Here is a 26,585-nt window from a genome sequence, read left to right on the forward strand (position 1 = left end):
TCGGCTCAAGCGGCCACATCGCAGCGGTGGTGGCTGGCGAAGTACTCCCCCTCTCTTCGCCGGTCACCACCGTTGCTCTTTCTCCGGGCGTCTCCCGCCTTCTCAGCCGAACGACTTGGCCGCGGCCAGGAACGCGTCGTTCTCCGCGGGCTGGCCGATCGTCACCCGCGCGCCCTCCCCGGCGAAAGCCCGCACCACGACCCGGTTCTCGAGGCAGTGCTCGTTGAACGCGGCGGTGCGCTCACCCAGCGGCAGCCACACGAAGTTCGCCTGCGTCTCCGGGACCTCGTAGCCCAGCGCCACCAGTTCGCGGTGCACCCGCGCCCGCTCGGCGACCACGTCGGCGCAGCGGCGGCGGAGCTCGTCCTGGGCCTGCAGCGAGGCGATCGCGGCGGTCTGGGCCAGCGCGTTGACGCTGAACGGGATGGTGACCTTGCGCAGCGCCTCGGCGACCTTCACCGGTCCGATCGCGTAGCCGACGCGCACGCCCGCCAGACCGTAGGCCTTCGAGAAGGTGCGCATCGACACGACGTTGTCGCGGACGCGGGTGATCTCCACGCCGTCCGGGGCGTCGGCGTCGTCGACGAACTCGAAGTAGGCCTCGTCGAGCACCACCAGGACGTCCTCGGGAACCCGGTCCAGGAACGCGTCCAGCTCGGTCTTGCGGACCAGGGTGCCGGTGGGGTTGTTCGGCGTGCACACGAACATCAGCCGGGTCGCCGGGGTGATCGCCGCCAGCATCGCTTCGAGGTCCAGCGCGTGCTCGCCGGTCAGCGGCACCTTCACCTGCCGGGCTCCGACGACCTGCGTGATGATCGGGTAGGCCTCGAACGAGCGCCACGGGAAGACGACCTCGTCGTCGGCGGTGCAGGTGGCCTGCACCAGCTGCTCGCACAGCGCGACCGAGCCGCAGCCGACCGCGATCCGCTCCGGCGCGACGTCGTAGTGCGCGGCCAGCGCCTCGGTCAGCGCGCCCACGCCCATGTCGGGGTAGCGGTGGACCTCGGTGGCGGCCTCGTTGATCGCCGCCACCGCGCTGGGCAGCGGGCCCTCGGAGACCTCGTTGCTGGCCAGCTTGATCGACCCCGGCACGGTCCGCCCGGCCACGTAGGGCGGCAGCTGTTCCAGGTCGGCACGGGTGCGCACGCTCATCGACTACTCCTACCTCGATCCGTCTCCGGAGGACGTTAACCCGACGTCATCCACCTCCACACCACCGCTGTCCCCTTCCCGCCGCGCACCCGATCCCGGTGCCGTGCCGGGCGGGAGCGGAGGGCGCGATGATGATGGATCCGGGAGGGGGACAGTTTTAGCCATAATTGTCCGGACAAAACGGACTTCGATCATGGGTGATTATGGCTAAAACTGCCCATTGCCAATGCTCATTGTCATCGTGACGGCCCCATCCGGGTCCTTTCGGTCACGTGTTGGTCCTTATGGATGACGGTGTTGCCCCCTGTTCACATACCTGTGGTTACCTGCCGGGCATGATCCGAACCCGTACCGAGACGATCGCGCTCACCGACGGAACGGCGCTGCGACTCACCGTCGCCGAGCCCGACAACGTGGTGCGCGGAGGCCTCGTCTTCCTGCACGAGGCGCGCGGCATCACGGAGCGGGTCCGCAAGCTCTGCAGCGCGCTGGCCGAGGAGGGCTGGCTCACCGTCGCCCCGCACCTCTACCACCGCGACGGCACCGACGAGCTCGCCGCCGACCAGTGCGAGCACGAGCAGGTCCAGAAGCTCTCCGGCGACTCGATCCTCGCCGACACCGACGCCGCGTTCCTCTGGCTGTCCGACCAGGGCGTCCCCGCCGACCGGCAGGGGATCATGGGCTTCGACATCGGCGGCTCGGCCGCGCTGGTGGTGGCCGCGAGCCGCTCGCTCGGTGCGGCGGTCAGCGTCGGCGGCACCGGCATCCTCGATCCGCTGTCGGCGAAGCTCCCGCCGCTGGTGGAGGTCGCGGGCGAGCTCTCCTGCCCGTGGCTCGGCCTCTACGGCGACGACGTGGAGGCCGGTGAGGTCGACAAGCTCCGCGAGGTCACCGACGCGGCCGAGGTCGTCACCGACGTCGTCCGCTACCCGGGTGCCGGGCACCGCTTCGACGTCGGCCCCGAGGCCGCCGACGAGGCGTGGCGCCGCGCCCGCAACTGGTTCGACCTGCACCTTCGCTGAGGACCCGCGGTCCGGGTGACGTTCGCCCTGGCAGGAACGGCATGCGGTGGGTTAGGAAGTAGCTCATGACGACCGCACCGGAGCTGTTGTGGGAACCGACTCCGGAAGGCGTGGCCGCCAGCCGGATGGCCGCCTTCCGCGCGTGGCTGCGCGAGCAGCGCGGGCTGGACCTGCCGGACTACCGCGCCCTGTGGGAGTGGTCGGTGGCCGACCTGCCCGGTTTCTGGTCGGCGATCGCGGAGTTCTTCGACGTCGTCTTCCACGACCGCGCTGAGCAGGTGCTGCCGGAGGAGGTCATGCCGGGCGCCCGCTGGTTCCCCGGCTCCACGCTGAACTACGCCGAGCACGCGCTCCGCGCCGGCGAGGGCAAGGCCGACGACGACCTGGCGGTGGTCTTCGTCCGCGAGGACGGCCGCAGCGAGGAGATCGGCTACGGCGAGCTGCGGCACCGCGTCGCCGCCGCCCGCTCCGCGCTGGCCGAGCTCGGGGTGGGCGCCGGTGACCGGGTCGCGGCGCTGGCCCCGAACTGCCCGGAGACGCTGGTGGCGTTCCTGGCCGCCGCGAGCCTGGGCGCCACCTGGTCCTCCTGCTCCCCGGACTTCGGGACCCGCGCGGTCGCGGACCGCTTCGTGCAGATCGAGCCGAAGGTCCTCATCGCCGTCGACGGCTACTGCTACGGCGGCCGGCGCTTCGACGTCCGCGAAACCGTCGACCAGCTCCGCGCGGAGATGCCGGGCCTGGCCGCCACGGTCCTGATCGACTACCTCGGCGAGGAGCACGGCCTGCCGGGCGCGCTGGACTGGTCGGAACTGCTGGCCCACCACCGCGGCGCCGCGCTGGAGTTCACGCCGGTGCCGTTCGACCACCCGCTGTGGATCCTGTACTCGTCGGGCACGACGGGGCTGCCGAAGGGCATCGTGCACGGGCACGGCGGCATGGTCCTGGAGCACCTCAAGGCCATCGGCCTGCACTGCGATCTCGGCCCGGGGGACCGGTTCTTCTGGTTCACCACCACCGGCTGGATGATGTGGAACTTCCTGATCGGCGGCCTGCTGACGGGAACCACGCTGGTGATGTTCGACGGCAGCCCGGGGTACCCGTCGCTGTCGGTGCTGTGGGAGCTCGCCGCCCGGTACCGGGTGAACTTCTTCGGCACCTCGGCCCCGTTCATCCAGAGCTGCCTGAAGCGGGAGCTGCGCCCCAAGGACGACTTCGACCTCTCGGAGCTGCGCGCGGTGGGCTCGACCGGGGCCCCGCTGACCACCGACGGGTTCCGCTGGGTCGCCGACGCGGTCGGTGCGGACGTGCAGATCGCCAGCGTCTCCGGCGGCACGGACCTGTGCACGGCGTTCGTGGGTGCGAGCCCGGACGTCCCGGTGTGGCTGGGCGAGATCTCGTGCCCGCTGCTGGGCGCCGCGGCGGCCTCCTTCGACGAGTACGGCGAGGAGCTGCACGAGGAGGTCGGCGAGCTGGTGCTGACCAAGCCGATGCCGACGATGCCGGTGTTCTTCTGGAACGACCCGGACGGTTCTCGCCTGCGCGAGGCCTACTTCGACGAGTTCCCGGGCGTCTGGCGGCACGGCGACTGGGTCCGGATGACCGACCGCGGTTCGCTGGTGATCTACGGCCGGAGCGATTCGACGCTCAACCGGGGCGGCGTCCGGATGGGCACCGCCGAGTTCTACCGCGTGGTCGAGGGTTTCGAGCAGATCGCCGATTCGCTGGTGATCGACACCTCCGGCGCGGGCGAGACCGACGGCGAACTCCTGTGCTTCCTGGTCCTGACCGAGGGGACCGCGCTGAAGGACGTGCTCGGCGACCTCAAGGCGGCTTTGCGCACCGAGCTCTCGCCGCGGCACGTCCCGAACCGCTTCCTCGTCGTCGACGAGATCCCGCGGACGTTGAACGGCAAGAAGCTGGAGGTTCCGGTGAAGAAGATCCTCGCCGGAACTCCGCCCGAGCGGGCCGTCAGCCGCGACGCCTTGCAGAACCCGGCGTCGCTGGAGCCGTTCGTGCAGCTCAGCAACGCTGCGAAGGAGTGAGCGGAGATTTGGGGGACCCCCCGTTCGAGGCCGCTGAAGGGGTGTGTAAAGTTATCTCCGGTGGCCGCGAAGGACGCCGGGAGGCTTCGCCTAGTCTGGTCTATGGCGCCGCACTGCTAATGCGGTTGGGGGTTACGCCCCCTCCCGGGTTCAAATCCCGGAGCCTCCGCAAGGGCCCTACCCTAGGGTGGGACCCGACAATTGAACAAGCGCCCGTAGCTCAACGGATAGAGCATCTGACTACGGATCAGAAGGTTTGGGGTTCGAATCCCTACGGGCGCACGTCTGGTCGAGACAGCAGAAACCCCCTCAAGCAGGGGGTTTCTTGCTTTTCATGGGATCTCCTCGACCGGAGGGGAAGTGACACCGGATCGAGCGCGGACCGGGAGAGATGGGTCACCCCGGCCATTCCTGGTCTTCGACGACTCGGAGGAGCGCCTCCGCCGTTGGGGAGTGCCACCTGCGCTCGTCGAGGACGAGGGTCAGCGGTACCTGCGGACGTGGTGGGCGGAGGGCTTCCACGCGGCCGCGCTGGAGGGCGTCCGCGCACGCGATCTCCGGTAGGACCGAGAGGCCGAGTCCCTCTTCGACGCAGGAGCGGGCGGCTTCGATGCTGCCGAAGCGGGTGATCTGCGGGCGGATCGGGCTGCGCCGTTCGAGTTCGCGCACGAAGTCGTCGCTGTAGCTGCACCCCTCTTCGAGCAGGAAGTAGGGGTGTTCGGCCAGTTTCGCCCAGGTCATCTCCTCGCGGGTGCTCGGGTGACCGGGTGCGGCCACCAGCGCGATCGGTTCGGCGCCGAGCGGACGCGGGCTGAGCGGGCTCGGGGCTGGGGCGTGGTCGAGGATCAGCCCGAGACCGAAGCGGCCGTCGAGAACTCCGCGGAAGGTCTCGCTGGTTCCCGCGGGAACCAGGTGCACGGTGGTTCGGGGGTGTTGCCGCCGCAGCGCCGCGATGGCTCGCGGGAGCCGGTAGGCGCAGACCGATTCGGGTGCTCCCACGACGACCTCGCCGGCGGGTTCGGTGGAGGCGGAGTCCTCGACCAGGCGTCGTTCGGCGTCGAGGACGGCGTGGGCGTGCCCGGCGGTGCGGTGCCCGGCTTCGGTGAGCCGGGCACCGTCCGGAAGACGATCGAGCAAGCGGGTGCCGAGGGCCTTCTCCAGCGCCTTGATCCGGCTCGTCACCGTCGACTGGACCAGGTTCAGCTCCGCTGCCGCGGCCGTGAAGCTCTCGTGACGCGCCACTGCGAGGAACGTGCGCAGCAGGTCGGTGTCCACACGCCCAGGGTATCGGTTCTGTCGATCGGGTGGATCGAAACTCATCGTTTGATTGAATGACCGGCCGGGGGGACAGTGAACGCATGGCTGAAATTCACCGCTACGCCGCGTTCACCACCACCCCTAAGGGCGGAAATCCTGCGGGAGTCGTGCTGGACGCGCGGGACCTCGACGAGGCCCGGATGCAGCAGATCGCCGCCGAGGTCGGCTACTCCGAGACCGCGTTCGCCGTTCCCACCGGGCCGCGCCGCTTCACCCTGCGCTTCTTCAGCCCGCTCGCCGAGGTCGCCTTCTGCGGGCACGCCACCATCGCCACCGCGGTCGCGCTCGCCGAGCGCACCGCGGTCGGAGACCTGCTCTTCGACACCCGTGCGGGGGAAATCGCGGTCAGCACCAGCGCGGACGAGACCGGTGCCGTCCGGGCCGGTCTGCGCAGCGTCCCCACCACCAGTCGGGCGGCCACCGAGGCCGAGGTCCGGGATGCGCTGAAGGCGCTGCGGTGGAACGCCGAGGAGCTCGACAGCGCCTTCCCGCCGCACGTCGCCTTCGGCGGCAACGAGCACCTGGTGCTCGCCGTCCGCGACCGAGAGCGGTTGGCGGAGCTGAAATACGACTTCGACGCGCTGAAAGCGCTGATGCGGGAGCGGGATTGGACCACGCTCCAACTCGTCTGGCGCGAGGACGACGGGATCTTCCACTCGCGCAACCCGTTCCCGGTCGGCGGAGTGGTGGAGGACCCGGCGACAGGAGCCGCCGCGGCGGCGTTCGGCGGCTACCTGCGCGCCCTCGGCCGGGTGACCGAGCCGCTCCGGCTGGCGATCGTCCAGGGCGAGGACATGGGGCGGCGGAGCGAGATCACCGCGCACGTCGACCCCGACGACCCGCGGGTCACCGTGACCGGCGGTGCCGTGCCCATCCGGGGATGACCGCTCCGGTCTGCGTTTGACGGATTTCCGGTGCGGGCATGCACTGGGTGGTGGGGTGTGCCTTCCCCCGCTGGCGTCCTGAACTGCCGAGCCACCACCGGAGGGACGAAGAACGATGGTCGACCAGAACCGAAAACCCGCGACGACGACCGATGCGGGCATCCCGGTCACCAGCGATGAGCACTCGTTGACGGTCGGGCCCGACGGCCCGATCCTGCTGCAGGACAACTACCTGATCGAGCAGATGGCGCAGTTCAACCGGGAGCGCATCCCGGAGCGCCAGCCGCACGCCAAGGGCAACGGTGCGTTCGGCCGGTTCGTGGTGACCAACGACGTCAGCGCCTACACCCGGGCCGCCGTGTTCCAGCCGGGTACCGAGACGGACGTGATGATCCGGTTCTCGACGGTGGCGGGTGAGCGGGGCAGCCCGGACACCTGGCGCGACCCGCGCGGCTTCGCGGTGAAGTTCTACACCAGCGAGGGCAACTACGACATGGTCGGCAACAACACGCCGGTCTTCTTCGTGCGGGACCCGATGAAGTTCCAGCACTTCATCCGCTCGCAGAAGCGGCGCGCCGACACCAACTCGCGCGACAAGAACATGCAGTGGGACTTCTGGACGCTCTCGCCGGAGTCCGCGCACCAGGTCACCTGGCTGATGGGCGATCGGGGCATCCCGAAGACCTGGCGGCACATGAACGGCTACTCCAGCCACACCTACATGTGGGTCAACGCCCAGAACCAGAAGTTCTGGGTGAAGTACCACTTCAAGACCGACCAGGGCGTCGAGTGCCTGACCCAGGAGGAGGCCGACCACCTGGCCGGCGCGGACGGCGACTACCACCAGCGCGACCTCTACGAGTCGATCGAGCGGGGCGAGTTCCCCAGCTGGACGCTGAAGATGCAGATCATGCCGTTCGAGGACGCCGAGACCTACCGGTTCAACCCGTTCGACCTGACCAAGGTGTGGCCGCACGGCGACTACCCGCTCATCGAGGTCGGCAAGCTCACGCTGGACCGCAACCCGACGGACCACCACACCGAGATCGAGCAGGCGGCGTTCGAGCCGAACAACCTGGTCCCCGGCATCGGCCCGAGCCCGGACAAGATGCTGCTGGCCCGGCTGTTCTCCTACGCCGACGCGCACCGGGCCCGGCTCGGCGCCAACTACAAGCAGATCCCGGTGAACTCGGCCGACGCCCCGGTGCACAGCTACAGCAAGGACGGGGCGATGCGGGTCAACAAGGTCGCCGATCCGGTGTACGCGCCGAACTCCTACGGCGGGCCGGAAGCCGACACCGTCCGGTTCGGCGAGCCCGCGGGCTGGAGCACCAGCGGCGAGATGGTGCACGCCGCCTACACGAAGCGCCGCGATGACGACGACTTCGGGCAGGCGGGAACGATGGTTCGCGAGGTGTTCGACGACGACGCCCGCGCCCGGCTGGTGTCCAACGTGGCCGGTCACCTGCTGGACGGCGTCACCGAGCCGATCCTGCAGCGCGCTTTCGAGTACTGGCGCAACATCGACGAGGACATCGGCAAGCGCATCGAACGCGCAGTCACCAACGGCGGCAGCTGACGCCGACGACGAGAGCCCCTGCCGGGTGACACCCGGCAGGGGCTCTCGCGTTCGGTGGGCTGGTGGCGATCAGTTGTCGTCGCCGTCCTCCTGGTCGCCGCCGCCGTCGTCCTGCTGGTCGTCCTGCTGCTGCCCGTCGTCCTGCTGCTGGTCGTCGTCCTGCTGCTCCTGCTGGTCCTCCTGCTGCGGGGGCTGGGCGAAGTCGCACCCGGCGGTCACGCCGAGCGCGAAGACGGCACCGACGACGGCCGTGACGATCCGGACTCTCGAGTTACGCATAACAGGACGATACGGGCGAGACGGGTGATCCGTCAGGCAGTTCGGGTGAGAGGTGCGCGAATTCGAGTGCGCATGAAGATCACTCAATGAGGGGCGATCACACAGAGTGATGCTGAACGTATCCTTGCGTTCATGCCCAACGCGCCCCGTGTTCATGCCTACATCGACGAAACCGGTGATCGGGGCTCCTCCGCGAGATCCAGTCCGATCTTCGGCATGGCTGCGGTGGTTTTGGATGAGCGCGGCGTCGGCAACGTGCGCCGGGCGATCAGTTCGCTCCGCCAGGACTTCAAGGTTCCGGGATCTGCGGTGATGTCTTGGAAGCACCACCTCAAGACCCATGATCGGAGGCGGAGGGCGGCGGAGGTTCTCGGTGCGGTTGAAGGTCTTCGAGTCTGCTACGTGTACGCGATCAAGGACGAGCTCTGGCCGGGCACTTACCGGGATGATCCGACGCGGTTCTACAACTACGTTGCCTTCCAGACCTACAAGTCCGTTCTGTGGGCTGCTCGTGACTGGAAGGGGAACGCGCGGGTGTGGACGCGTTTTGGGCATGTCAAGGGGCATGACCACCGTGCGACCGATGCTTACATCCGGCGTGAGGCCGGGAGGGACGAACGCGTTCCCTTTCACTTCGAACAGGGGCTTCGCTGGGTGGACGCCCGCACCTACGCCGAAAGTCAAGTCGCGGACTTGTACGGAGGCTTCCTCAAGGCTGCTACCTGGCCTTCGGGTGAGTTCAACTACGTGGAGTCCGCGTACCTGCTGAAGATCTGGCCTCAGATCCGCAAGCGTGATTCATGTGCGATTCCGTTGGGGATCAGGAGCATGCCGCGCAACGAGCTCGTCCGGAAGAACGACTGGTTTCCGTGCGTGCAGTGCAGCAACGAGATCAGCTCCCCAAGAGCTTCCAGGGGCCGATCCACTTAAGGAGAGCGGTGACAGCACCGCGGGCAATCCCTGGCAAGCTCTTGGGGAGCTGATGTACTCAGTCTAACGGACCTCGGAAGCCTGGTCGAGCTTCCTCGTGCCCCCGCGCCTTCATCACCCGAACGGACTTGAGGCAAGTCGTTGTCAGCACCGCGCGGGATCCTCGGCGAGCTCGTGAGGGGTCGATTCGCGCGGCCTGGGAGGGATCCGCAGCACCAGGACCGCCGCGATCAGGCACAGTGCGCCGGTGGCGGGCCAGAGGAGCGCGTAGCCGCCCGCGGCGTCCCGGACGAGCCCGCCGAGGAAGGCGAGGAAGCCTGCGCCGAGCTGGTGGGCGACGCTGATCCAGCCGAAGACGATCGGGCCGTCGGCGCCGTGGAGTCGCCGGCACAGGGCGATGATCGGCGGGACCGTCGCGACGTCGAGCAGGCCGAACACCACCACGAACGCGATCATCCCGGGCCGCACCGCCGGGCCGAACAGCCCGGGCAGCAGCGCCAGCGATACCCCGCGCAGCGCGAAGCACGCGGTCAGCAGCAGGCGCGGGTCGAGCCGGTCGGTGAGCCAGCCGGAGCCGACCGTGCCCAGCACGTTGACCACGCCGATGACCGCCAGCAGGGAGGACGCGATGCCGGTCGGCATCCCGTGATCGTGGGCGGCCGGGGTGAAGTGGGTCCACATGATGCCGTTGGTCGACGCCCCGCAGATCGCGAAAGCGCTTGCGAGCAGCCAGAAGGTGCCGCGCCGCAATGGGAGGGCGCGCACCGCGCGCGTCAGCGGGGCGGTCGGTGTCGGCGGTTCCGGGCGCGTCGCGCCGTAGGGGAGCAGGCCGACGTCAGCGGGACGGTCCCGCAGCACCGCCCAGGCGAGCGGGGCGACCAGCAGGGCGATCCCGATCAGGGTTCCGGTCGCCGCGCGCCGGTCGACGTCGGTCAGCAGCGCGAACACCGGCAGCAGCGCGAACTGGCCGAAGACCGTGGCGGCGGTGAGCACGCCCGCGACCAGGCCGCGGCGGGCGGCGAACCAGCGGTCGGCCACCAGCGCGGCGAACGTGGTCGCCAGCGCCCCGCAGCCGGACCCGACGAGCACGCCCCAGCCGAGCACGAACTGCCAGGGCGCGGTCATCCACGTGGTGAGCGCGGCACCGGAGGCGATCAGCAGCAGCGCGGCGGTGACGATCCGGCGCAGGCCGAAGCGGTCCATCGCGGCGGCGCCGAACGGCGCGGTCAGCCCGTACAGCACGAGGTTCACCGAGGAGGCCGCGCCGATCGTGCCGTGCGACCAGCCGAACTCGTCGTGCAACGGCGTCACCAGCAGACCCGCGGTCGTCGCGCAGGCACCGGCTCCGATGATCACCAGCGCGGCCACCGCGGCGACCCACCAGGCTCGATGAAGAGGCATTGCCCCACCCTGCGAGCCGGTGATGCCCGGGAACAGTGGCCCGATGGCCAACATGTGCAAGGATCGGGCCATGACGACTCGGGTGGCGGTGCTGGTCCGCGACGGCGTGATGCCGATGGAGCTCGGGCTGGTGCACCAGCTTTTCGGCTGCGCCCGCTCGTCCTCGGGTGACCCGCTGTACGAGGTCGTGACCTGCGCCGTCGTGCCAGGGTTGATCCGCACCGACGCCGACTTCCCGATCCACGTCGAACGGGGTCCCGAAGCGCTGGACGACGCGCGCACGGTCGTGCTGCCCGCCAGCCACGAGCCGGACGAGACCGAGACGGAGGGGAGGCTGCCCGCCGACCTGGCGGCCGCGCTCGCCCGGATCCCGGACGGCGCGCGGATCGCGTCGATCTGCACGGGGGCGTTCGTGCTGGCCGCCGCCGGGATGCTCGACGGCCGGAGGGCGACCACGCACTGGAAGTCCTGCGAGCACTTCCGGCGACTGTTCCCGCAGGTCGAGCTGGTTCCTGACGTGCTCTACACCGATGACGGGGACGTGCTGACCTCGGCGGGGGAGGCCTCGGGCATCGACCTGTGCCTGCACCTGATCCGGTGCGATCACGGGGCGGCGGTGGCCAACGAGGTCGCGCGCACCACGGTCGTGCCGCCCCACCGGGAGGGCGGTCAGGCGCAGTACATCCGGCGGCCGGTGCCCGAGCCTGCTGCGTCGACGACCGCGCGGGCGCGGGCGTGGGCGCTGGAGCACCTCGACCGGCCGATCGCGCTGCGGGAGCTCGCCGCGCAGGACGCGTTGAGCGTGCGGACTTTCACCCGACGATTCCGCGAAGAAGTCGGCATTTCCCCGTTGCAGTGGATTACCGGGCAACGCGTGGAACTCGCGCGACGTCTATTGGAGGAAACCGACCTACCGGTCGAAAGAATCGCGAGCGATTCCGGATTCGGAACTGCCGCATCGCTGCGCCAACACCTGCAAACCGAACTCGGTGTTTCGCCGAGCGGTTACCGCGCGACGTTCCGAGGGGCACCGAGGTCGGAGGCGTAGGTGCGGGACGTGGGTGAGGCCCCGCCGGGTGTGGCCGGCGGGGCCTCGGTACGGGGATGGGTCAGCCCATGATGCCCGCGTTGATGACGGAAGTATCGGTGTCGTTGTCCTCGATGCTTGTGTCCTGGTCCAACGAGCTGCAGGAGAAGACGTCGCAGACTCCGTCTCGTGGCTGCATCTCCGCGGCGGAGGCGAGGCCGGCTCCGGCGAACACGAGGGGCAGGGCGAGAGCGCCGACCACGAGGGGGCGAACCAGCGAGCGCATAATTGCCTTCCTTCCCATTCGACTGACCCATTGATATTTCCGGATCACGATGACCCGAAATCGGGCAATTCAAGGTGTACCTGCCGCGCCGCTGGGTTGCAGATTCGCCGACGGGGTGTTCACCGGAAAGTGTTTCCGCTGCGAACCGTTGCTTGTACCAACTCAATTCACGCTGCGAAGGGATGGCTTTCCCGCATTGTCACATTGAGTGTTGAAAAGGGAAACCGAAAGGGTGGTTTGCGGGTGAACTCCACGACAACGGCCCATTCCGCCCTCGCACCACACGTCCACCGATCCCCGGACGGTGGAGTTCAGGATTGACCCGAACTCCACCGCCGGAACGCCGGATCACCCCAGCAGCAGCGGCAGCCTGCTCACCCCGGTCATGTTGGGGCTGGGGAGGAATCGCGGAGCGTCGTCCGGGTCGGTCCGCAGCCGCGGGAAGCGGTCCAGCAGGAGGTTCAGCGCGATCCGGCCCTCCAGCCGGGCCAGCGGAGCGCCGAGGCAGAAGTGGATGCCGCGGCCGAACCCGATCTGCGGGTTCGGGTCCCGGGTCACGTCGAAGGCGTTCGGATCGGTGAACTGGCGCGGATCGCGGTTGGCGGAGGCGACCCACAGCAGCAGCATCTGATCGGCCGGGATCCGGACGCCGCCGAGCTCGGTGTCGGTCTCGGTCACCCGCGAGACCGCGGCGAACGGGCTCAGGAACCGAAGCGACTCCTCGATCGCGTGCGGCACCAGCGACCGGTCCGCCCGCACCCGCTCGAACTGGTCCGGGTGCGCGTCCAGGCACAGCAGCGTGTTGCCCAGCAGCATCGTGGTCGTGATGTGCCCGGCGACCAGCAGGACCATGCCGAAGTTGGTGATCTCGGCGTCGCTGAGCCGGACCCCGTCCACCTCGGCCTCGACCAGCTTGGTCAGCAGGTCCTCGCGCGGGCGTTGGCGGCGTTCCTGGACGTGCTCGCCCAGGTAGGCGACGAGCTCGCCGACGAGCTCCATCGCGGAGTTGAAGTACTCCTCGTCCTCCGGTGAGCGGTCCTTGAGCGAGACCTTGTTGGTGGAGTTGAACATCCCGTCCACCCACCGCTTGAACCGGTCGCGGTCGCTCGCGGGAACCCCGAGGAGCTCGGCGATGACGATCACCGGCAGCGGGTAGGCGAGGTCGGTGACCAGCTCGCTCTTCTCGCCCATGCCGTCCATCAGCTCGGTGGTGAGCCCGGCGATGCGGGGTTCGAGATCGGCCACCACCTTCGGCGTGAAGGCGTGGCTGACGAGCTTCCGCAGCTTCTGGTGGTCCGGCGGGTCCATCTGGACCAGGTTGCCCTCGGAGAACCCGCCGGCCTCCGGGACGAGTCGTTGCGTGTGGGAGGAGAAGGTGGCGGGGTCGCTGAGCGCCCGCAGGATCTCCGGGTACCCGTGGACCTCCCACATGCCGGTGCTCTCGTCGTAGCGGACCTCGTGGTCCGGCCGTTCGCCGCGCAGCCAGAACTGCGCCGCGTTGATCCCCCAGGTGTCGGCCAGTGCGGTCATGTCGTGCCCCCAATCGCGGCCGGGTCTCAGCCGCTGCGTGGTGGTGTGTAGATCCACTCCCGGAACTGCGCGTTGAGCTCGTCGAAGAGGTTGCCGATCTCGCTCGCCACGGTGGCCAGCGATGAGGGATCGGGTTCGCCCTCGGGCTCGAAGGCGGCGCGGATGGTGTGCGCCAGCGCGTCGGCCTTGGTCTCGTCCGCGAGGGCGGCGAAGTCCGGGTTGATGGCGTCGGTGAAGTGGAAGCCGCTCGCGGTGGCCGTGAGCGCCAGGTACGCGTTCGGCAGGTCGTCGCGCAGCAGCCGGTGCTTGAAGATCAGCTCGCGGTAGCGGTCGCCGAAGCGCTGCGCCTCCCCGCTCCGCCCGAACCGCTTGAGGTTGCCGAGCAGCTCGGTGTCCCCGGTGACCAGGGCTTTCATCAGCGGGTCGTGCGCGGTGAGCAGGAAGCTGCGGCGGAAGAACCGGTGCGGCCGAGCCTCGGCGGGGTCGGCGCGCATCGCCTCCGTCAGCTCGTTGAGCATGCCGATCGACTCGCGCATGATCAGCGCCTCGAACAGCTGCTCCTTGGTGCGCCAGTGCAGGTAGACGGTGCCCTTGCCGACTTCGGCGCGGCGTGCGACGTCGTCGATGGTGACCTTGCGGGAGCCCAGCCGGACCATGAGCTCGCCCGCCGCGTCGAGGATGCGGTCGGCTCGGTCGGTGGGCTGGGTCATGACTCTCCTTCGTGACTTGGTGACCAGAATCGTCAATCCGGTCACGCGGTCAGTTCACGGTAGATCCGCCGCACGACCCGCGCAAGGTCTCACTCGGAAGAGGGAGCAGCGGGGTGTTGCGGCGAGCGGGGAGAGCTCGGCGGGCTTAGCTTCGCCGGGAGCGGTCGACAAGGCTTTTCACAAGGCATGGGAAGGAGCACCATGGGCTTCGGAGACTTCAAGGACAAGCTGCAGAACCTCGGCGAAGAGCACGGCGACAAGGTCGAGCAGGGCATGGACAAGGCCGGCGACATGGCCAAGGACAAGTTCGGCCACGAAGACCAGGTCGACCAGGCCGTCGAGAAGGGCAAGGGCCTCTTCGGCGGCGGCGGAGACGAGGAGCAGCCCCCGCCCGGGCAGTGAACCACCCGGACAACGGCGCTCCGGCCGAAGCTGGCAGCGGGACTGGAGAAAGTCCCGACCAGTGGTCGAGCGCACCATAGAAGAGGTCGCCCCCACGCACAGGGCGACCTCTTCTTTTGCCTTTTTGCTGTCCGTGGTCGTTTTGCTTGGCGGTGCCAGTGGCGGAACCTGAGCGCCTCCGTGGACTCCGTGCGCCGCTCCTTGAGTATTCGCGATACGCGGCGTCACGGCGTACTCGCCACGAAGGCGCTCAGAACCCGCGGCGGTGCCAGTTGCTCAGGTGGGGCAAGGAGGAAGCACCTTCGGTGCTTGCCTGACGTGGGTGGAGTGACGGGAAACCGGCTTCGCCGGTTGGCTGGCGGTGGTTTTTTCTATCCGACTGGGACTTCTGTGGTGGCTTGGTCCTCGTGGATCGCGGTCACGCGGCCTCCGAGCTCGCCGAGGTCGCGGAGGCGGGGGAGGGCTTCGGGGCGGAGCCGGACCGAGGAGGTCGTGGTGCCTTCGCCCGAGGCCACGGCTTCGAGGCGGTTCCGGGCGTCGTGGCCCGAGTCCAGTGTGGACTTCAGTCCCCCGGTCGAGGCCAGCGAGCCCCGGGCCGCGCCCAGGCGGCCGAGCGCGTCGTCGACCGCGTCGAGCAGGGCGGCCTTGTTGCCCTCGGTCATGGCGCGCACCAGCTCCGGGTTGCTGCCCGCGACCCGGGTCGCGTCCCGGAACGAGCCCGCCGCCAGCGACAGCGCCAGCGGACCGCCGTCCGCGCCGACCGTCGCGAGGATCGCCGCGAACAGGTGCGGCAGGTGCGAGATCCTGGCGACCGAGTCGTCGTGGGCCGCGGCACCGGTCGGGACCACGTGGGCGCCGCAGTCCAGCGCCAGCTCCGCGGCCTCGCGCCACGCCTCGATCGTGGTGGCCTCCTCGATCGTCACCGCCCACGCCGCTCCCCGGAAGAGCTCACCCGATCCGGCGGCGAAACCGGAGGACGAGGTTCCCGCCATCGGGTGACCACCGGCGTAGCGGGCGTTCGGCGCGAGCTTGCGGACCTCGAAGTCGACCGGGTCCTTCACGCTGACCACGTCGGTGAGCCAGGCGCCCGGGTGGATCTCCGCGATCTTGCGCAGCACCTCGCGGACCGCGGTCAGCGGCACCGCGATCACCACCAGGGCGTCCTCCTGCTTCGCCCTGCGCAGCGCCGAATCGGTTTCGAGCACCTCGAAACCCTCGTCACGCGCTGCGGCGGCGTCCGCCTCCGACGCGGTCGCACCCCACGCGGGGCGCCCGGCGCCGGACGCGGCCCGCAGCACCGATCCGCCGATGAGTCCCAGTCCGATCACGCACACGGCACGCATCCGTCCATCCTGCCCGACGCCGCCGATTCGCACGCACCCGGTTGAGCGCAATCCGTCCCCTGATGGTTACGACCGTCGCAATAGTGCTTTCGGGTGGCCTTCGTACGCTTTACGGTGTCTCCATGACGGTGCAGGAGCCGGTCGCTGGCTTCGCCGTCGCCGTGGTCCGAGAAGACGGGCGGTGGCGGTGCAGCGCGATGGACAACTCGGTGCTGACCGGCCTTGACGCCTCGATCACGGCGTTGCGCGAGCTGCGTTCCACCGGCGCGGTGTTCGGAATGTGCAATGTGGACGACGAGTTCTTCGTGCTGATCAGGCCGGTGCCCGGCGGCGTGGACCTGCTGGTGTCCGACGCCGCGGCGGCGCTGGACTACGACATCGCCGCGGACGTGCTCGACCTGCTGCGCGTCGATCCTCCGGACGAGGACGACGAGGAGGTCTGGCCGGAGGGCAACCTCGCGGTCCTGTCCGACCTGGGGCTCCCCGAGGGCGAGCTGCTGGTCATCATCGAGGAGGTCGACCTCTACCCGGACGAGCAGCTGGAGATGATCGCCCAGCGCTGCGGGTTCGGTGACGACTTCTCGGCCCTGTTGGAGAAGATGGAGCGGTGAACACCACCGAGGCCCGCCCCGGCGACGTCGAGCTGGTGCGGGCCGCGTTGCGGGTGGCCGCCGACGCGCCGGCCACCGGCGACGTGCCGATCGGCGCCGTCGTCGCCGACGCCGAAGGCCGGGTCATCGCCGAGGCGTGCAACCGCCGCGAGGCCCACGGCGACCCCACCGCTCACGCCGAGGTCCTCGCCCTGCGCGCCGCCGCGCGTGCGCACGGCGACGGCTGGCGCCTGGAGGGCTGCACCCTGGCGGTCACCGTCGAACCCTGCACCATGTGCGCGGGCGCGCTCGTGCTGTCCCGGGTGGCGCGGGTCGTCTTCGGCGTCTGGGAACCGCGCACCGGCGCGGTCGGATCGCTCTGGGACGTGGTCCGCGACAACCGGCTGAACCACCGCCCCGAGGTCGTCGGCGGCGTCCTCGCCGACGAGTCCGCAGCCCTCCTCGAATCCTTCTTCACCACACACCGCGAGGTCCGTCCCGGGGGTGGGGCGTCACCAGGGGACAGTTCTAGCCATAATTGACCGGACAAAACGGACATCGATCATGGTCAGTTATGGCTAAAACTGTCCGACTCCCGCACCCGTACCCGGGTGACCAGGGGTGACGACCCGGAGGGCTCCGGGGTGCCCCCCGGTCGCAGTCGGTGAGGAGGGTGCCGGTAGCCTTATCGGCGGTAGCGTGTCCGAGCGGCCTAAGGAGCGCGCCTCGAAAGCGCGTGTGGTTAACAGCCACCGTGGGTTCGAATCCCACCGCTACCGCTCGGCAGAGGGCCGGTCCCATCGGGACCGGCCCTCTTGCGTGTCCGCGCCCGGGGCGGTGGATCTTGGTGAGTCCTGCCCAGCCGTTCACTTCGGTCCGCCCCGAGCTCACGGGACGATGTTCTGGTTCAGGTGGAAGAGGTTGTCCGGGTCGTAGCGGCGCTTGATCTCGGCCAGGCGGTCGTAGTTCTGCCGGTAGTTGGCCTTGACGCGTCCCTGGTCGTCGGCGGCCATGAAGTTGACGTAGCCGCCCTCCTCGGAGTGCGGAGCGGTCGCGGCGTAGTAGTCCCGGACCCACTCGATGTTGGCCTCGTTGTCGGCAGGATCCGGCCACATGCCCGCGATCACCGTCGCGAAGTTCGCGTCCCGGTAGGCGAAAGCCGTCTCGTCCGCCGCGACCCGGTGGCAGGCGCCGTCGATCGGGTAGATGTGCACCGTCGAGTTCACCACCGGGACGCGCGGCCCGTGCTGGACGTGGGCGGCGATCATGTCGTCGGTCAGCTCGGTGGCGAAGTTCGCCTTCCAGTAGTGCTGCAGGCCGGGCGGGACGAGGGCGTCGAAAGCCGAGTTGAGCGCCGGGTAGGGCATCGGCCCGACGTGCTCGGCGACCACCGGAGCCAGGTCGCGCAGCGGCGCCACCGCTGCCGGCCCGTCCTCGGCGGGACCGGACCAGCAGGTCACCACCGCGATGTGCGCGACGCCGTGCCGCTGCTCCGGGATGAACGGCAGCGGCGGCGCGATCTGGAACGCCGGGAACGCACCGAGCTGCTCGGGCGCCTCGGCGATCAGGTCGCGGAAACCGCGCAGCACCTGCGCCGCGTGCTCCAGGTCGAAGAAGATCGGGCCGCCGTAGATCTCGCTCACCGGGCTGAGCCGGTACTCGAAGGACGTCACCGCGCCGAAGTTGCCGCCCCCGCCGCGCAGCGCCCACAGCAGATCGGGGTTGCGCAGCTCGTCGGCCACCACGATCTCGCCGGAGGCGAGCACGACGTCGGCCGAGACGAGGTTGTCGCAGGAGAGCCCGAGACCCCGGGCGAGGTAGCCGATGCCGCCGCCGAGGGTGAGCCCGCCGATCCCGGTGGTGGAGATGATGCCGCCGGTGGTGGCCAGTCCGTAGGCGTGCGTGGCCGCGTTGAAGTCGCCCCAGGTCGCGCCGCCCTCCGCGCGAGCGGTGCGCCGCTCGGCGTCGACGCGGACACCGCGCATCCCGGACAGGTCGGCCACCACGCCGCCCTCGCAGGTGCCGAACCCCGGCACGCTGTGCCCGCCGCCGCGCACCGCCAGATCCACCGCGTTGTCCCGCGCGAAGTCGGCCACCGCTGCCACGTCGCCGACGTTCGCGCAGCGCACCACGGCCTGCGGGTGCAGGTCGATCATCGCGTTGTACACCGCTCGGGCCTGGTCGTAGCCGGGATCGGCGGAGGTGATCACCGGTCCGCGCACCCGTTCCCGCAGTTGTTCGATCGTCATCCCCACGACAGCCGCCTCCACTCCGCTCGCGCGCGTTCGCCTGGTCCGAACGGTGCGGCCGCAGCGGCCCGCTGCACAGGGGAGTTCGGCCCGGAAGACGAGAAAGAGCCCCGGACCGAGTGGTCCGGGGCTCTTCGCGAGCGGAGGATACGGGATTCGAACCCGTGAGGGCTATTAACCCAACACGATTTCCAATCGTGCGCCTTAGGCCGCTCGGCCAATCCTCCGTGCGGAAGCCTATCAGGGGACTCCGGCGATTCCGCTGGGGGGCCTGAGCTGCGGAGAGCGCTGGTGACGCGGGTCGCGGACCCCGGTTCTTCGAGCTGTCGCGGCGTCTGGGTACACTGTCCGTGGACCTCGTGCGGCGTCCATCCTGTGAACTCCCCCAGGGCCGGAAGGCAGCAAGGGTAAGCGGGCTCTGACGGGTGCACGGGGTCCCCTTACTTTCCGGGGGAAGCTCACCCTCGTCCGAGTTGTCAGTCCGACCGCGTAGGGTTCCGACCGTGGCGCTCGCCCTTTACCGCAAGTACCGTCCGGCGACCTTCGCTGAGGTCGCCGGGCAGGAACACGTCACCGAGCCGTTGCGGACCGCGCTGGCCGCCGGGCGGATCAACCACGCCTACCTGTTCTCCGGGCCTCGCGGCTGCGGCAAGACCTCCAGCGCGCGCATCCTGGCCCGGTCGCTGAACTGCGCCCAGGGCCCGACCCCGGACCCGTGCGGCGAGTGCGACTCGTGCGTGGCGCTCGCGCCCGAGGGTGGCGGCAGCGTCGACGTCGTCGAGCTCGACGCGGCCAGCCACGGTGGCGTGGACGACACCCGCGAGCTGCGGGACCGCGCGTTCTTCGCGCCCGCCCAGTCGCGGTACCGGATCTTCATCATCGACGAGGCCCACATGGTCACCACGCAGGGCTTCAACGCCCTGCTGAAGATCGTGGAGGAGCCGCCCGAACACCTGATCTTCGTCTTCGCCACCACCGAGCCGGACAAGGTGCTCACCACCATCCGGTCCCGGACCCACCACTACCCGTTCCGGCTGATGCCGCCGGGCGTGATGCGCGAGCTGACCGAGCGCATCTGCGACGACGAGGGCGTGAAGGTCGAACCGGCGGTGTACCCGCTGGTCATCCGGGCCGGTGGCGGCTCGGCGCGCGACACGCTCAGCGTGCTCGACCAGCTGCTGGCCGGAGCCGGGGACGAGGGCGTCACCTACGACCGGGCCGTGGCGCTGCTCGGCGTCACCGACGTCGCGCTCATCGACGACATGGTCGACGCGCTCGCCGCGGGCGACGCCGCGTCGGTCTACGCCACGGTCGAGAAGGTGGTGGAGGCCGGGCACGACCCGCGCCGCTTCGGCTCCGACCTGCTGGACCGGCTGCGCGACCTGGTGCTGCTCAGCTCGGTGCCGGACGCGGGCGACCGCGGTCTGGTGGAGACCCAGGGCGACGAGCTGACCCGGATGCAGCAGCAGGCCGAGCAGCTGGGTGCGGCGACGCTGTCCCGGTTCGCCGAGATCGTCCACACCGGACTGTCCGAGATGCGCGGCGCCACCGCACCGCGACTGCTGCTGGAACTGCTGTGCGCCCGGATGCTGCTGCCCGCTGTGTCGGACTCGGAAACCGCGCTGCTGCAACGACTTGAGCGCGTCGAGCGCCGGATGACCATCGCCCCCGGCGAGGCCGCGGCCGCCGAACCCGGTGCGCCCGCGCCCGCTGCGCCCGCCGCGTCGGGTGACGGGGACAAGCCCAAGCGGGTCTTCCAGCGCCCGCACGAGCGCGCCGCCGCCGAGGCCGCGCAGGAGGCGCCCGCGCCGAAACCGGCGGAAACCCCTGCGGCGCAGGAGAAACCCGCTCCGGAACCGGAACCGGCGCCGCCGCGCGCGGCCGCACCTCAGCCCGCCGCGTCCGCTCAGCCTGCCGCTCCCGCTCAGCCGCAGCGCGCGCCGGAACCCGAGCCCGCTCCGGCTGAGCCCGCACCGGCCGCCGCTCCCGCGGCGTCCGCGCCGAGCGGGTTCGACGCCGCCGCCGTGCGCCGGGTGTGGACCGATGTGCTGCAGGGCGTGGCCAAGCGCAACCGGCCGACGCAGGCGCTGCTGCTCAACGCCACCGTGCAGGACCTCAACGACGGCGCGCTGGTGCTGTCGATGCCGACGTCCGGGCTGGTCAAGCAGCTCGCGCAGGAACGCCGCTTGAACTTCGTCAAGGAGGCGCTGCGCGAGGTCGTCGGCGGCGAGTGGGACATCCAGTGCGTCGAGGCCGGAGCCGCCCCACCGGCGCGTCCGGCCGCGCCGCCGAAGCAGCCCCCGCAGCGCCGGGAAGCCCCCGCGCAGCCCCAGCAGCAGGCCCAGAACCAGCAGGCCCAGAACCAGCAGGCCCAGCCCGCTCGGCCCGATCCCGCCGAGCAGCCGAAGCCGCCGGAGGCCAAGCCCTCCGGCAACGGTCAGCGGAATCCCGGTGGTGCGCGCGGTGGTTCGGTGCCGCGTCCGCCGGAGCCCGACGACATCCCGCCCCCGCCGGAACCGCCGGACGAGGAGCCACCGCCGCCGGACGACGTCCCGCCGCCACCGGAACCCGAGCGCAAGCCGGGGCCCCAGCGCAGTCCGGGGCCCCAGCGCAGTCCGGGGCCCCAGCAGAATCCGGAGCCGCAGGACGAGGAGGACGCCGAGTCGATGATGGCCGAGTCCTCGCCGATGGAGGCGGGTGCGCGCGTCGGCCCGGACCCGGACGCCAGGGCCGTGGAGATGTTCGAGCGCGTGATGGGCGCTCGCCGCCTCGAAGGCTGAACCCGGTCTCAGCTCAGCCAACGTCCCAGGAAGTCCAGCGCTTTCGGGTAGGCGTCGAGCCGGTTGGCGCGCTTGGCCAGACCGTGCCCCTCGTCGGGGTAGACGTGGAACTCGCACGGGACGTCGTTGGCGCGCACGGCTTCCACGATCTGCTCGGCCTCGCTCAGCGGCACCCGGGGGTCGTTGGCGCCGTGCAGCACGAACAGCGGTGCGGCGATGGCGGACGCGCGGTTGAGCGGGGACGCGGCGCGCAGGAAGTCGGCGTCGGCGGTGAGGCTGCCGTACTCGCGCTCGCGGTGCGCGCGCCGGTACGGCGCGGTGTTCTCCAGGAACGTGACGAGCGAGGAGATCCCGACGATGTCCACGCCCGCGGCCCACAGCTCGGGTTGGAACGCCAGGCCCGCCAGCACCATGTAGCCCCCGTACGACCCGCCCCACAGCGCCGCGCGGTTCGGGTCGAGGCCGACCGCGGGAAGCCATCGGTGCAGGTCGGCGAGGTCGTCGACGGAGTCGAGCCGGCGGCGGGTGTCGTCGGCGGAGTACCAGCGCTTGCCGTAGCCGGTGGAGCCGCGGACGTTGGGCACCAGCACGGTGTGCCCGCGCGCGACCATCGCCTGCACCAGCGGGTGGAACGCGCGCACCGACTGGCTCTCCGGCCCGCCGTGGATGAGCAGCACCGCGGACCCGTCGGGTTCGGCGGGGGCGTAGCGGAAGCACGGGATCTGCTCGCCGTCGCGCGCCCGCACTCGGTGCACGGCGGGTTCGGCCAGGGGTTCGCCCGCCAGCTGCGCCGCGGAGAAGGTGAGCGGCTTGCAGGTCCCGGTGGCGGTGTCGACGAGCAGCACGTCGCCGGGGGTGGTGGGGGAGCTGAACGACACGGCGGCGAACCGGGAGTCCGGTGACCAGGCGGGTTCGGGCAGCGGGTACCCGCACCAGCCCTCGGCGGGCAGCGCGACGTCCATCAGGTGCTCGCCGGTTCCGGCGTCGTGCAGCGCGAGCCGGTGCGCGCCGTCGACGGCGGTGGTCACCAGCAGGGTCCGCCCGTTGGGGGAGAGCCTGCCGCTGAGGTCGTGGGCGTCGGAGGTGATCAGCCAGCGGCGGTCGCCGGTGCGCGGGTCGAGGCGCGCGATGCCGGTGCGGTCGCGGTCGGCGTCGCTGGTCACGACGAGCCCGGCGGGGTGCCAGCCGGGGTGCAGGTGCCGGGCGGCGAGGTCGCGGCCGGTGAGCTCGCGCCGCCGGTCGGCTCCGGTCTCGGGCATGGTGTCGGCGAGGATCACCTGGTCCGACAGGGGTTTCGCGGCGGGCACGGTGATCGCGGCGAACCGCGAGTCGGGGGAGACCGAGACCTCGGCGACCATCCCGCCGCCGTCGTGGACCACGTGCTCCTCGCCGGTGGCGACGCTGCGGATGATCACGTCGAAGTCGACGCCGTTGCGGCGGTTGGTGGCGTAGACGATGCGGCCGGGCAGCACGTCGAGCAGCCGGTGCACGTGGTCGGGGTCGCGGACCAGCGGTTCCAGCTCGGACAGCGGGGCGGGCCTGCTGCGGCGGTCGTCGAGCCGGAGCAGCGAGAGCTGGCCGCGCTCGTTGCCGTCGCTGTCGTGCTGCACGACCACGGCGCGCTCGCCGGGCAGGTAGCGGCCGGACACGGCGCCGGGGAGGGCGGTCAGCTCGGTGCGCCGGTCCTCGGCGAGTTCCACGAGCTGCACCGAGCCGGACTCGTCGCAGCCCGCGAGCACCCGCCCGTCGTCGGTCACGTCGAACGCGCGCCAGGTGGTCAGGTCCAGCAGCCGCGAGATCTCCAGCGTCACGTGAGCACCTTTTCACGTCGGGTGACGACGACCAAGAGACCGAGCCCCGGTGGAGTTCGCGTGCGAGCGGCGGAGCCGCGAGGCGTGCACACCGCTCTCGCAGCCGACGGGCCGCTGAGGTTCCGCTACCCGCACCGCTGAGCAAGGTGAGTTCGGAGTCAATCGCATCCAACCTCTACGCTGGACTTGTGCCCCATTGCTGGGGGTATTTGCCCGGCCTACGGAGGAGTCAACGGTGCAGCCAGGTGGCCAGCCGAACATGCAGCAGATCATGGAACAGGCGCAGAAGATGCAGGAGCAGCTGATGTCTGCGCAGCAGGAGCTCGCCGAGGCGGAGGTCACCGGGAGCGCGAGCGGCGGGTTGGTGACCGCGACGGTCACCGGTTCCGGTGAGCTCAAGGGCCTGGTGATCGACCCGAAGGCGGCCGATCCGGAGGACACCGAGACGCTGGCGGACCTGGTCGTCGCGGCCGTGCGCGACGCCAACCGGGCCGCGCAGGAGCTGCAGGCGCAGAAGATGGGCCCGCTGACGGGTGGTCTGGGCGGCGGCCTGGGCGACCTGGGCCTGCCGGGTCTGTGATCCGGGGCGAGTCGACGTGTACGAGGGTCCGGTACAGGATTTGATCGATGAGCTGGGACGTCTTCCCGGCATCGGTCCGAAGAGCGCGCAGCGCATCGCCTTCCACCTGCTGGCCGCGGAGCCGGCGGACGTGACCCGGTTGCAGGAGGTCCTGCAGCAGGTCAAGGAGGGCGTGGTGTTCTGCGACGTCTGCGGCAACGTCTCCGAGGAGCCGACCTGCCGCATCTGCCGGGACGCCCGGCGGGACAAGACGCTGGTGTGCGTGGTGGAGGAGCCCAAGGACGTGCTCGCGGTGGAGCGAACCCGCGAGTTCAAGGGCCGCTACCACGTGCTGGGCGGTGCGCTGGATCCGCTGTCCGGCGTGGGGCCGGACCAGTTGCGGGTCCGGGAGCTGCTGGCGCGGATCGGGTCCGACGAGATCACCGAGGTGATCATCGCGACGGACCCGAACACCGAGGGCGAGGCGACCGCGACGTATCTGGTTCGGATGTTGCGGGACTTCCCGGGTCTGAACGTCACCCGACTCGCTTCCGGACTTCCGATGGGTGGCGACCTGGAGTTCGCGGATGAATTGACGCTCGGCCGGGCGCTGTCCGGTCGTCGTTCGATGTAGTACTCGCGAGCACTTCACGCGCGAACAATTCAATACTCGAAAGGGGCGGCGCCTTTCTTCTCGGTTTCTCGGGAGGTCAGGCGCCGTCTTCGCGTCGCGAGGAAACAAGTCGCCAACGTCTTGACTGGGCGGAGGAATTCCACTATCCGCCCGCGATTAGCGCAGCTCCCGCAGTTCTGGCAAGGCTTTTCCTTTGTCCTGTTGATGCCCGTTCGGTGAGGACTGCCTAAGTAGCGAGATCGTAACCTTGAATGTTCCATTCCCCTCCTTTCGAGGGTTACTCTCACGGAACTCTGCTGCCTATGGACACAAACGGGTGGGTAAATCCAATGAGTAGAGCTCCATCGGCGCGACGCGGCGGAACCCGCGGAATGCGTCGGATCCTCACGGTCGGCATCGCGTTGACGACGGCTGCGTCGCTGGCGGGCTGCGCGCAATCCGAGCGCGGCGCCGGAGGCGGCGAAGGCGGCACCCTCACCTTCGGCGCGGCGGGTGCCCCGGACCTGTTCGACCCCTTCTACGCCTCCGACGGGGAGACCTTCCGCGTCACCCGGCAGATGATGGACGGCCTGGTCGGCTTCAAGCCGGGCTCGGTCGAGGTCGAACCGGCGCTGGCCGAGAGCTGGGAGCACACCCCGGACGGCAAGACCTGGACGTTCAAGCTGCGCAGCGGCGTGAAGTTCCACGACGGCACGGACTTCAACTCCGACGCGGTCTGCAAGAACTTCCAGCGCTGGTACAACCAGACCGGGGCCGGGCAGAACAACGCGCTGTCCTACTACTGGATCGAGAACTTCGGCGGCTTCGCCGACGGCAAGGCCCCCTCGCTGTTCCAGAACTGCGAGAACCCGGACCCGACGACCGCGGTCGTGCACCTGACCCGCGCGACGTCGAAGTTCCCCGACCTGCTGGGGCTCCCGTCGTTCAGCATGCAGTCGCCGACGGCGATGGACCAGTACAAGGCCAACGACGTCCAGGCCCAGGGCGACAGCTTCGTCTACCCGGAGTACGCCAAGGCCCACCCGACCGGCACCGGCGCGTTCAAGTTCGACTCGTACGACCAGTCCAACGGCACCATCAAACTGGTCCGCAACGACCAGTACTGGGGCGAGAAGGCCAAGGTCAACGAGCTGATCTTCCGGATCATCCCGGACGAGACGGTCCGCAAGCAGGAGCTCGAATCCGGGTCGATCGACGCCTACGACTTCCCGAACGCCGCCGACCTCAAGGCGCTGCGCGACGCGGGCAACAAGGTCGAGGTCCGCGACCCGTTCAACATCATGTACCTGGGCATCACCCAGAAGAACAACCCGGCGCTGCAGAACCTCAAGGTGCGACAGGCGCTGGCGCACGCGGTGGACCGGGAGACGCTGGTCAAGGCCAACCTGCCGGAAGGCGCCTCGGTCGCGACCCAGTTCTACCCGGACAACGTCGACGGCTACGCGCCCGACGTGCAGCAGTACCCGCACGACCCGGCGAAGGCCAAGCAGCTGCTCGCCGAGGCGGGCGCGTCGAACCTGACGCTGAACTTCTACTGGCCGACCGAGGTCACCCGGCCCTACATGCCGGACCCGCAGGGCATCTACAACGCCCTCGCCGAGGACCTGCGCGAAGCCGGCATCACCGTCAACCCGGTGAGCAAGCCGTGGAACGGCGGCTACATCGACGACGTCGACAACGCCAAGGCCGACATCTTCCTGCTCGGCTGGACCGGTGACTACAACACGCCGGACAACTTCATCGGCACCTTCTTCGGCACCCCGACCAACCGCTTCTACACGGCGGGTTCGCCGTGGGGCGTGCAGCTGGCGGACCAGCTGAAGGCGGCCGACTCGGAGCCGGACGAGGCCAAGCGCACCACGATGTACCAGGACATCAACCGCGAGCTGATGTCGGAGTACCTGCCCGCGGTGCCGCTGTCGCACTCGCCGCCGGCGATCGTGACCAGCCCGCGCGTGCAGGGCCTGGTGACGTCCCCGCTGACCGCCGAAGAGTTCGCCTCGGTGAGCGTCTCCGATCAGTGATCACTCCCAGCGTCGCGCGCGAGACCGGCGAGGT

23 protein-coding genes, 4 tRNA genes and 1 other RNA gene are annotated in these 26,585 nt (G+C 69.9%); 17 read left to right on the forward strand and 11 right to left on the reverse strand.

Translation table 11 applies throughout. The features are described 5' to 3' along the window. Positions 1–102: 102 nt before the first annotated feature. The gene (gene hisC / locus QFW96_RS25965) at positions 103–1,152 is read right to left on the reverse strand and encodes a histidinol-phosphate transaminase (protein WP_281458348.1); all 1,050 of its coding nucleotides are present in this window, start codon (positions 1,150–1,152) and stop codon (positions 103–105) included. Positions 1,153–1,487: 335 nt separating this feature from the next. On the opposite strand from hisC, the gene QFW96_RS25970 reads away from it, so the two are divergent. The 4 genes from QFW96_RS25970 to QFW96_RS25985 all read left to right on the forward strand — a co-directional run bounded on the left by QFW96_RS25970 (position 1,488) and on the right by QFW96_RS25985 (position 4,498). After that, positions 1,488–2,174: a dienelactone hydrolase family protein gene (locus QFW96_RS25970; protein ID WP_281458349.1), complete on the forward strand. Its 687-nt coding sequence runs from the start codon at positions 1,488–1,490 to the stop codon at positions 2,172–2,174. 65 nt (positions 2,175–2,239) lie between these two features. After that, the gene (locus QFW96_RS25975) at positions 2,240–4,216 is read left to right on the forward strand and encodes an acetoacetate--CoA ligase (protein ID WP_281458350.1); all 1,977 of its coding nucleotides are present in this window, start codon (positions 2,240–2,242) and stop codon (positions 4,214–4,216) included. A gap of 79 nt (positions 4,217–4,295) precedes the next feature. After that, positions 4,296–4,385, forward strand: a tRNA-Ser gene (locus QFW96_RS25980). A 40-nt stretch (positions 4,386–4,425) separates the two neighbouring features. Continuing rightward, positions 4,426–4,498 (forward strand) — tRNA-Arg (locus QFW96_RS25985). 114 nt (positions 4,499–4,612) lie between these two features. On the opposite strand, the gene QFW96_RS25990 is transcribed toward QFW96_RS25985, so the two are convergent. Beyond that, positions 4,613–5,491 (reverse strand): LysR family transcriptional regulator, encoded by an 879-nt coding sequence (locus tag QFW96_RS25990; protein WP_281458351.1) that lies wholly within the window; start codon positions 5,489–5,491, stop codon positions 4,613–4,615. 83 nt (positions 5,492–5,574) lie between these two features. On the opposite strand from QFW96_RS25990, the gene QFW96_RS25995 reads away from it, so the two are divergent. Both QFW96_RS25995 and QFW96_RS26000 read left to right on the forward strand, forming a co-directional pair. After that, positions 5,575–6,417 carry a PhzF family phenazine biosynthesis isomerase gene (locus QFW96_RS25995; RefSeq protein WP_281458352.1) on the forward strand — a complete coding sequence of 281 codons (843 nt, stop codon included), beginning with the start codon at positions 5,575–5,577 and terminating at the stop codon, positions 6,415–6,417. A gap of 115 nt (positions 6,418–6,532) precedes the next feature. Next, positions 6,533–7,996 (forward strand): catalase, encoded by a 1,464-nt coding sequence (locus QFW96_RS26000; protein ID WP_281458353.1) that lies wholly within the window; start codon positions 6,533–6,535, stop codon positions 7,994–7,996. A 69-nt stretch (positions 7,997–8,065) separates the two neighbouring features. Here the strand turns inward: QFW96_RS26000 and QFW96_RS26005 are convergent, their stop codons facing one another. After that, positions 8,066–8,275: a hypothetical protein gene (locus QFW96_RS26005; RefSeq protein WP_281458354.1), complete on the reverse strand. Its 210-nt coding sequence runs from the start codon at positions 8,273–8,275 to the stop codon at positions 8,066–8,068. A 132-nt stretch (positions 8,276–8,407) separates the two neighbouring features. Here QFW96_RS26005 and QFW96_RS26010 point away from each other — a divergent pair, with 132 nt between their 5' ends. Continuing rightward, positions 8,408–9,205, forward strand: coding sequence for a DUF3800 domain-containing protein (locus QFW96_RS26010; protein ID WP_281458355.1), 798 nt, complete (start codon positions 8,408–8,410; stop codon positions 9,203–9,205). Positions 9,206–9,349: 144 nt separating this feature from the next. Here QFW96_RS26010 and QFW96_RS26015 read toward each other — a convergent pair whose 3' ends face one another. Next, entirely contained in the window at positions 9,350–10,606 is a 1,257-nt protein-coding gene (locus QFW96_RS26015) for an MFS transporter (RefSeq protein WP_281458356.1), read from the reverse strand. A 43-nt stretch (positions 10,607–10,649) separates the two neighbouring features. Here QFW96_RS26015 and QFW96_RS26020 point away from each other — a divergent pair, with 43 nt between their 5' ends. After that, complete coding sequence (locus QFW96_RS26020; RefSeq protein WP_281458375.1) at positions 10,650–11,654, forward strand: GlxA family transcriptional regulator; 1,005 nt, start codon at positions 10,650–10,652, stop codon at positions 11,652–11,654. Positions 11,655–11,715: 61 nt separating this feature from the next. On the opposite strand, the gene QFW96_RS26025 is transcribed toward QFW96_RS26020, so the two are convergent. The 3 genes from QFW96_RS26025 to QFW96_RS26035 form a co-directional block, all read right to left on the reverse strand. Beyond that, the gene (locus QFW96_RS26025) at positions 11,716–11,919 is read right to left on the reverse strand and encodes a hypothetical protein (protein ID WP_281458357.1); all 204 of its coding nucleotides are present in this window, start codon (positions 11,917–11,919) and stop codon (positions 11,716–11,718) included. 348 nt (positions 11,920–12,267) lie between these two features. Continuing rightward, positions 12,268–13,449 (reverse strand): cytochrome P450, encoded by a 1,182-nt coding sequence (locus QFW96_RS26030; RefSeq protein WP_281458358.1) that lies wholly within the window; start codon positions 13,447–13,449, stop codon positions 12,268–12,270. Between the two features lie 26 nt (positions 13,450–13,475). Continuing rightward, the gene (locus QFW96_RS26035) at positions 13,476–14,159 is read right to left on the reverse strand and encodes a TetR/AcrR family transcriptional regulator (RefSeq protein WP_281458359.1); all 684 of its coding nucleotides are present in this window, start codon (positions 14,157–14,159) and stop codon (positions 13,476–13,478) included. A 201-nt stretch (positions 14,160–14,360) separates the two neighbouring features. On the opposite strand from QFW96_RS26035, the gene QFW96_RS26040 reads away from it, so the two are divergent. Then, a complete protein-coding gene (locus QFW96_RS26040) occupies positions 14,361–14,561 on the forward strand; it encodes an antitoxin (protein ID WP_281458360.1) in 201 nt (66 codons plus the stop codon). Between the two features lie 371 nt (positions 14,562–14,932). On the opposite strand, the gene QFW96_RS26045 is transcribed toward QFW96_RS26040, so the two are convergent. Further along, positions 14,933–15,904, reverse strand: a complete 972-nt coding sequence (locus QFW96_RS26045; RefSeq protein WP_281458361.1) for a prephenate dehydrogenase — start codon at positions 15,902–15,904, stop codon at positions 14,933–14,935. A 122-nt stretch (positions 15,905–16,026) separates the two neighbouring features. Between QFW96_RS26045 and QFW96_RS26050 the strand changes: the two genes are divergently transcribed. The 3 genes from QFW96_RS26050 (at position 16,027) to QFW96_RS26060 (ending at position 17,273) form a co-directional block, all read left to right on the forward strand. Further along, positions 16,027–16,515 (forward strand): tRNA adenosine deaminase-associated protein, encoded by a 489-nt coding sequence (locus tag QFW96_RS26050; protein ID WP_281458362.1) that lies wholly within the window; start codon positions 16,027–16,029, stop codon positions 16,513–16,515. Then, positions 16,512–17,036, forward strand: coding sequence for a nucleoside deaminase (locus QFW96_RS26055; RefSeq protein ID WP_281458363.1), 525 nt, complete (start codon positions 16,512–16,514; stop codon positions 17,034–17,036). The genes QFW96_RS26050 and QFW96_RS26055 overlap by 4 nt, the downstream gene beginning before the upstream one ends. Before the next feature lie 151 nt (positions 17,037–17,187). Then, positions 17,188–17,273 (forward strand) — tRNA-Ser (locus QFW96_RS26060). Between the two features lie 108 nt (positions 17,274–17,381). On the opposite strand, the gene QFW96_RS26065 is transcribed toward QFW96_RS26060, so the two are convergent. Both QFW96_RS26065 and QFW96_RS26070 read right to left on the reverse strand, forming a co-directional pair. Beyond that, entirely contained in the window at positions 17,382–18,743 is a 1,362-nt protein-coding gene (locus QFW96_RS26065; protein WP_281458364.1) for an FAD-binding oxidoreductase, read from the reverse strand. A 141-nt stretch (positions 18,744–18,884) separates the two neighbouring features. Beyond that, positions 18,885–18,970, reverse strand: a tRNA-Ser gene (locus tag QFW96_RS26070). A 122-nt stretch (positions 18,971–19,092) separates the two neighbouring features. Between QFW96_RS26070 and ffs the strand changes: the two genes are divergently transcribed. Both ffs and QFW96_RS26080 read left to right on the forward strand, forming a co-directional pair. Continuing rightward, positions 19,093–19,187, forward strand: an RNA gene (gene ffs, locus QFW96_RS26075) — signal recognition particle sRNA small type. A 59-nt stretch (positions 19,188–19,246) separates the two neighbouring features. Further along, complete coding sequence (locus QFW96_RS26080; protein ID WP_281458365.1) at positions 19,247–21,523, forward strand: DNA polymerase III subunit gamma and tau; 2,277 nt, start codon at positions 19,247–19,249, stop codon at positions 21,521–21,523. 8 nt (positions 21,524–21,531) lie between these two features. Here the strand turns inward: QFW96_RS26080 and QFW96_RS26085 are convergent, their stop codons facing one another. Next, on the reverse strand, positions 21,532–23,334 hold the full coding sequence (locus tag QFW96_RS26085; RefSeq protein WP_281458366.1) for an alpha/beta fold hydrolase: 1,803 nt from the start codon (positions 23,332–23,334) through the stop codon (positions 21,532–21,534). A gap of 259 nt (positions 23,335–23,593) precedes the next feature. Here QFW96_RS26085 and QFW96_RS26090 point away from each other — a divergent pair, with 259 nt between their 5' ends. From QFW96_RS26090 to QFW96_RS26100, 3 genes are all read left to right on the forward strand, one after another. Beyond that, a complete protein-coding gene (locus QFW96_RS26090) occupies positions 23,594–23,914 on the forward strand; it encodes a YbaB/EbfC family nucleoid-associated protein (RefSeq protein WP_281458376.1) in 321 nt (106 codons plus the stop codon). A 16-nt stretch (positions 23,915–23,930) separates the two neighbouring features. After that, on the forward strand, positions 23,931–24,527 hold the full coding sequence (gene recR, locus QFW96_RS26095; protein WP_281458367.1) for a recombination mediator RecR: 597 nt from the start codon (positions 23,931–23,933) through the stop codon (positions 24,525–24,527). A 371-nt stretch (positions 24,528–24,898) separates the two neighbouring features. After that, positions 24,899–26,551, forward strand: a complete 1,653-nt coding sequence (locus QFW96_RS26100) for an ABC transporter substrate-binding protein (protein WP_281458368.1) — start codon at positions 24,899–24,901, stop codon at positions 26,549–26,551. Positions 26,552–26,585: the final 34 nt, after the last annotated feature.

This window comes from Saccharopolyspora ipomoeae (assembly GCF_029952525.1).
GTDB lineage: Bacteria > Actinomycetota > Actinomycetes > Mycobacteriales > Pseudonocardiaceae > Saccharopolyspora > Saccharopolyspora ipomoeae.

Coding starts and splice junctions, on each gene's coding strand:
- hisC (WP_281458348.1), bottom strand. CDS start 1,152: ATGAGCGTGCGCACCCGTGCCGACCTGGAACAGCTGCCGCCCTACGTG.
- QFW96_RS25970 (WP_281458349.1), top strand. CDS start 1,488: ATGATCCGAACCCGTACCGAGACGATCGCGCTCACCGACGGAACGGCG.
- QFW96_RS25975 (WP_281458350.1), top strand. CDS start 2,240: ATGACGACCGCACCGGAGCTGTTGTGGGAACCGACTCCGGAAGGCGTG.
- QFW96_RS25995 (WP_281458352.1), top strand. CDS start 5,575: ATGGCTGAAATTCACCGCTACGCCGCGTTCACCACCACCCCTAAGGGC.
- QFW96_RS26000 (WP_281458353.1), top strand. CDS start 6,533: ATGGTCGACCAGAACCGAAAACCCGCGACGACGACCGATGCGGGCATC.
- QFW96_RS26005 (WP_281458354.1), bottom strand. CDS start 8,275: ATGCGTAACTCGAGAGTCCGGATCGTCACGGCCGTCGTCGGTGCCGTC.
- QFW96_RS26010 (WP_281458355.1), top strand. CDS start 8,408: ATGCCCAACGCGCCCCGTGTTCATGCCTACATCGACGAAACCGGTGAT.
- QFW96_RS26015 (WP_281458356.1), bottom strand. CDS start 10,606: ATGCCTCTTCATCGAGCCTGGTGGGTCGCCGCGGTGGCCGCGCTGGTG.
- QFW96_RS26020 (WP_281458375.1), top strand. CDS start 10,650: ATGGCCAACATGTGCAAGGATCGGGCCATGACGACTCGGGTGGCGGTG.
- QFW96_RS26025 (WP_281458357.1), bottom strand. CDS start 11,919: ATGCGCTCGCTGGTTCGCCCCCTCGTGGTCGGCGCTCTCGCCCTGCCC.
- QFW96_RS26030 (WP_281458358.1), bottom strand. CDS start 13,449: ATGACCGCACTGGCCGACACCTGGGGGATCAACGCGGCGCAGTTCTGG.
- QFW96_RS26035 (WP_281458359.1), bottom strand. CDS start 14,159: ATGACCCAGCCCACCGACCGAGCCGACCGCATCCTCGACGCGGCGGGC.
- QFW96_RS26040 (WP_281458360.1), top strand. CDS start 14,361: ATGGGCTTCGGAGACTTCAAGGACAAGCTGCAGAACCTCGGCGAAGAG.
- QFW96_RS26045 (WP_281458361.1), bottom strand. CDS start 15,904: ATGCGTGCCGTGTGCGTGATCGGACTGGGACTCATCGGCGGATCGGTG.
- QFW96_RS26050 (WP_281458362.1), top strand. CDS start 16,027: ATGACGGTGCAGGAGCCGGTCGCTGGCTTCGCCGTCGCCGTGGTCCGA.
- QFW96_RS26065 (WP_281458364.1), bottom strand. CDS start 18,743: ATGACGATCGAACAACTGCGGGAACGGGTGCGCGGACCGGTGATCACC.
- QFW96_RS26090 (WP_281458376.1), top strand. CDS start 23,594: ATGCAGCAGATCATGGAACAGGCGCAGAAGATGCAGGAGCAGCTGATG.
- QFW96_RS26100 (WP_281458368.1), top strand. CDS start 24,899: ATGCGTCGGATCCTCACGGTCGGCATCGCGTTGACGACGGCTGCGTCG.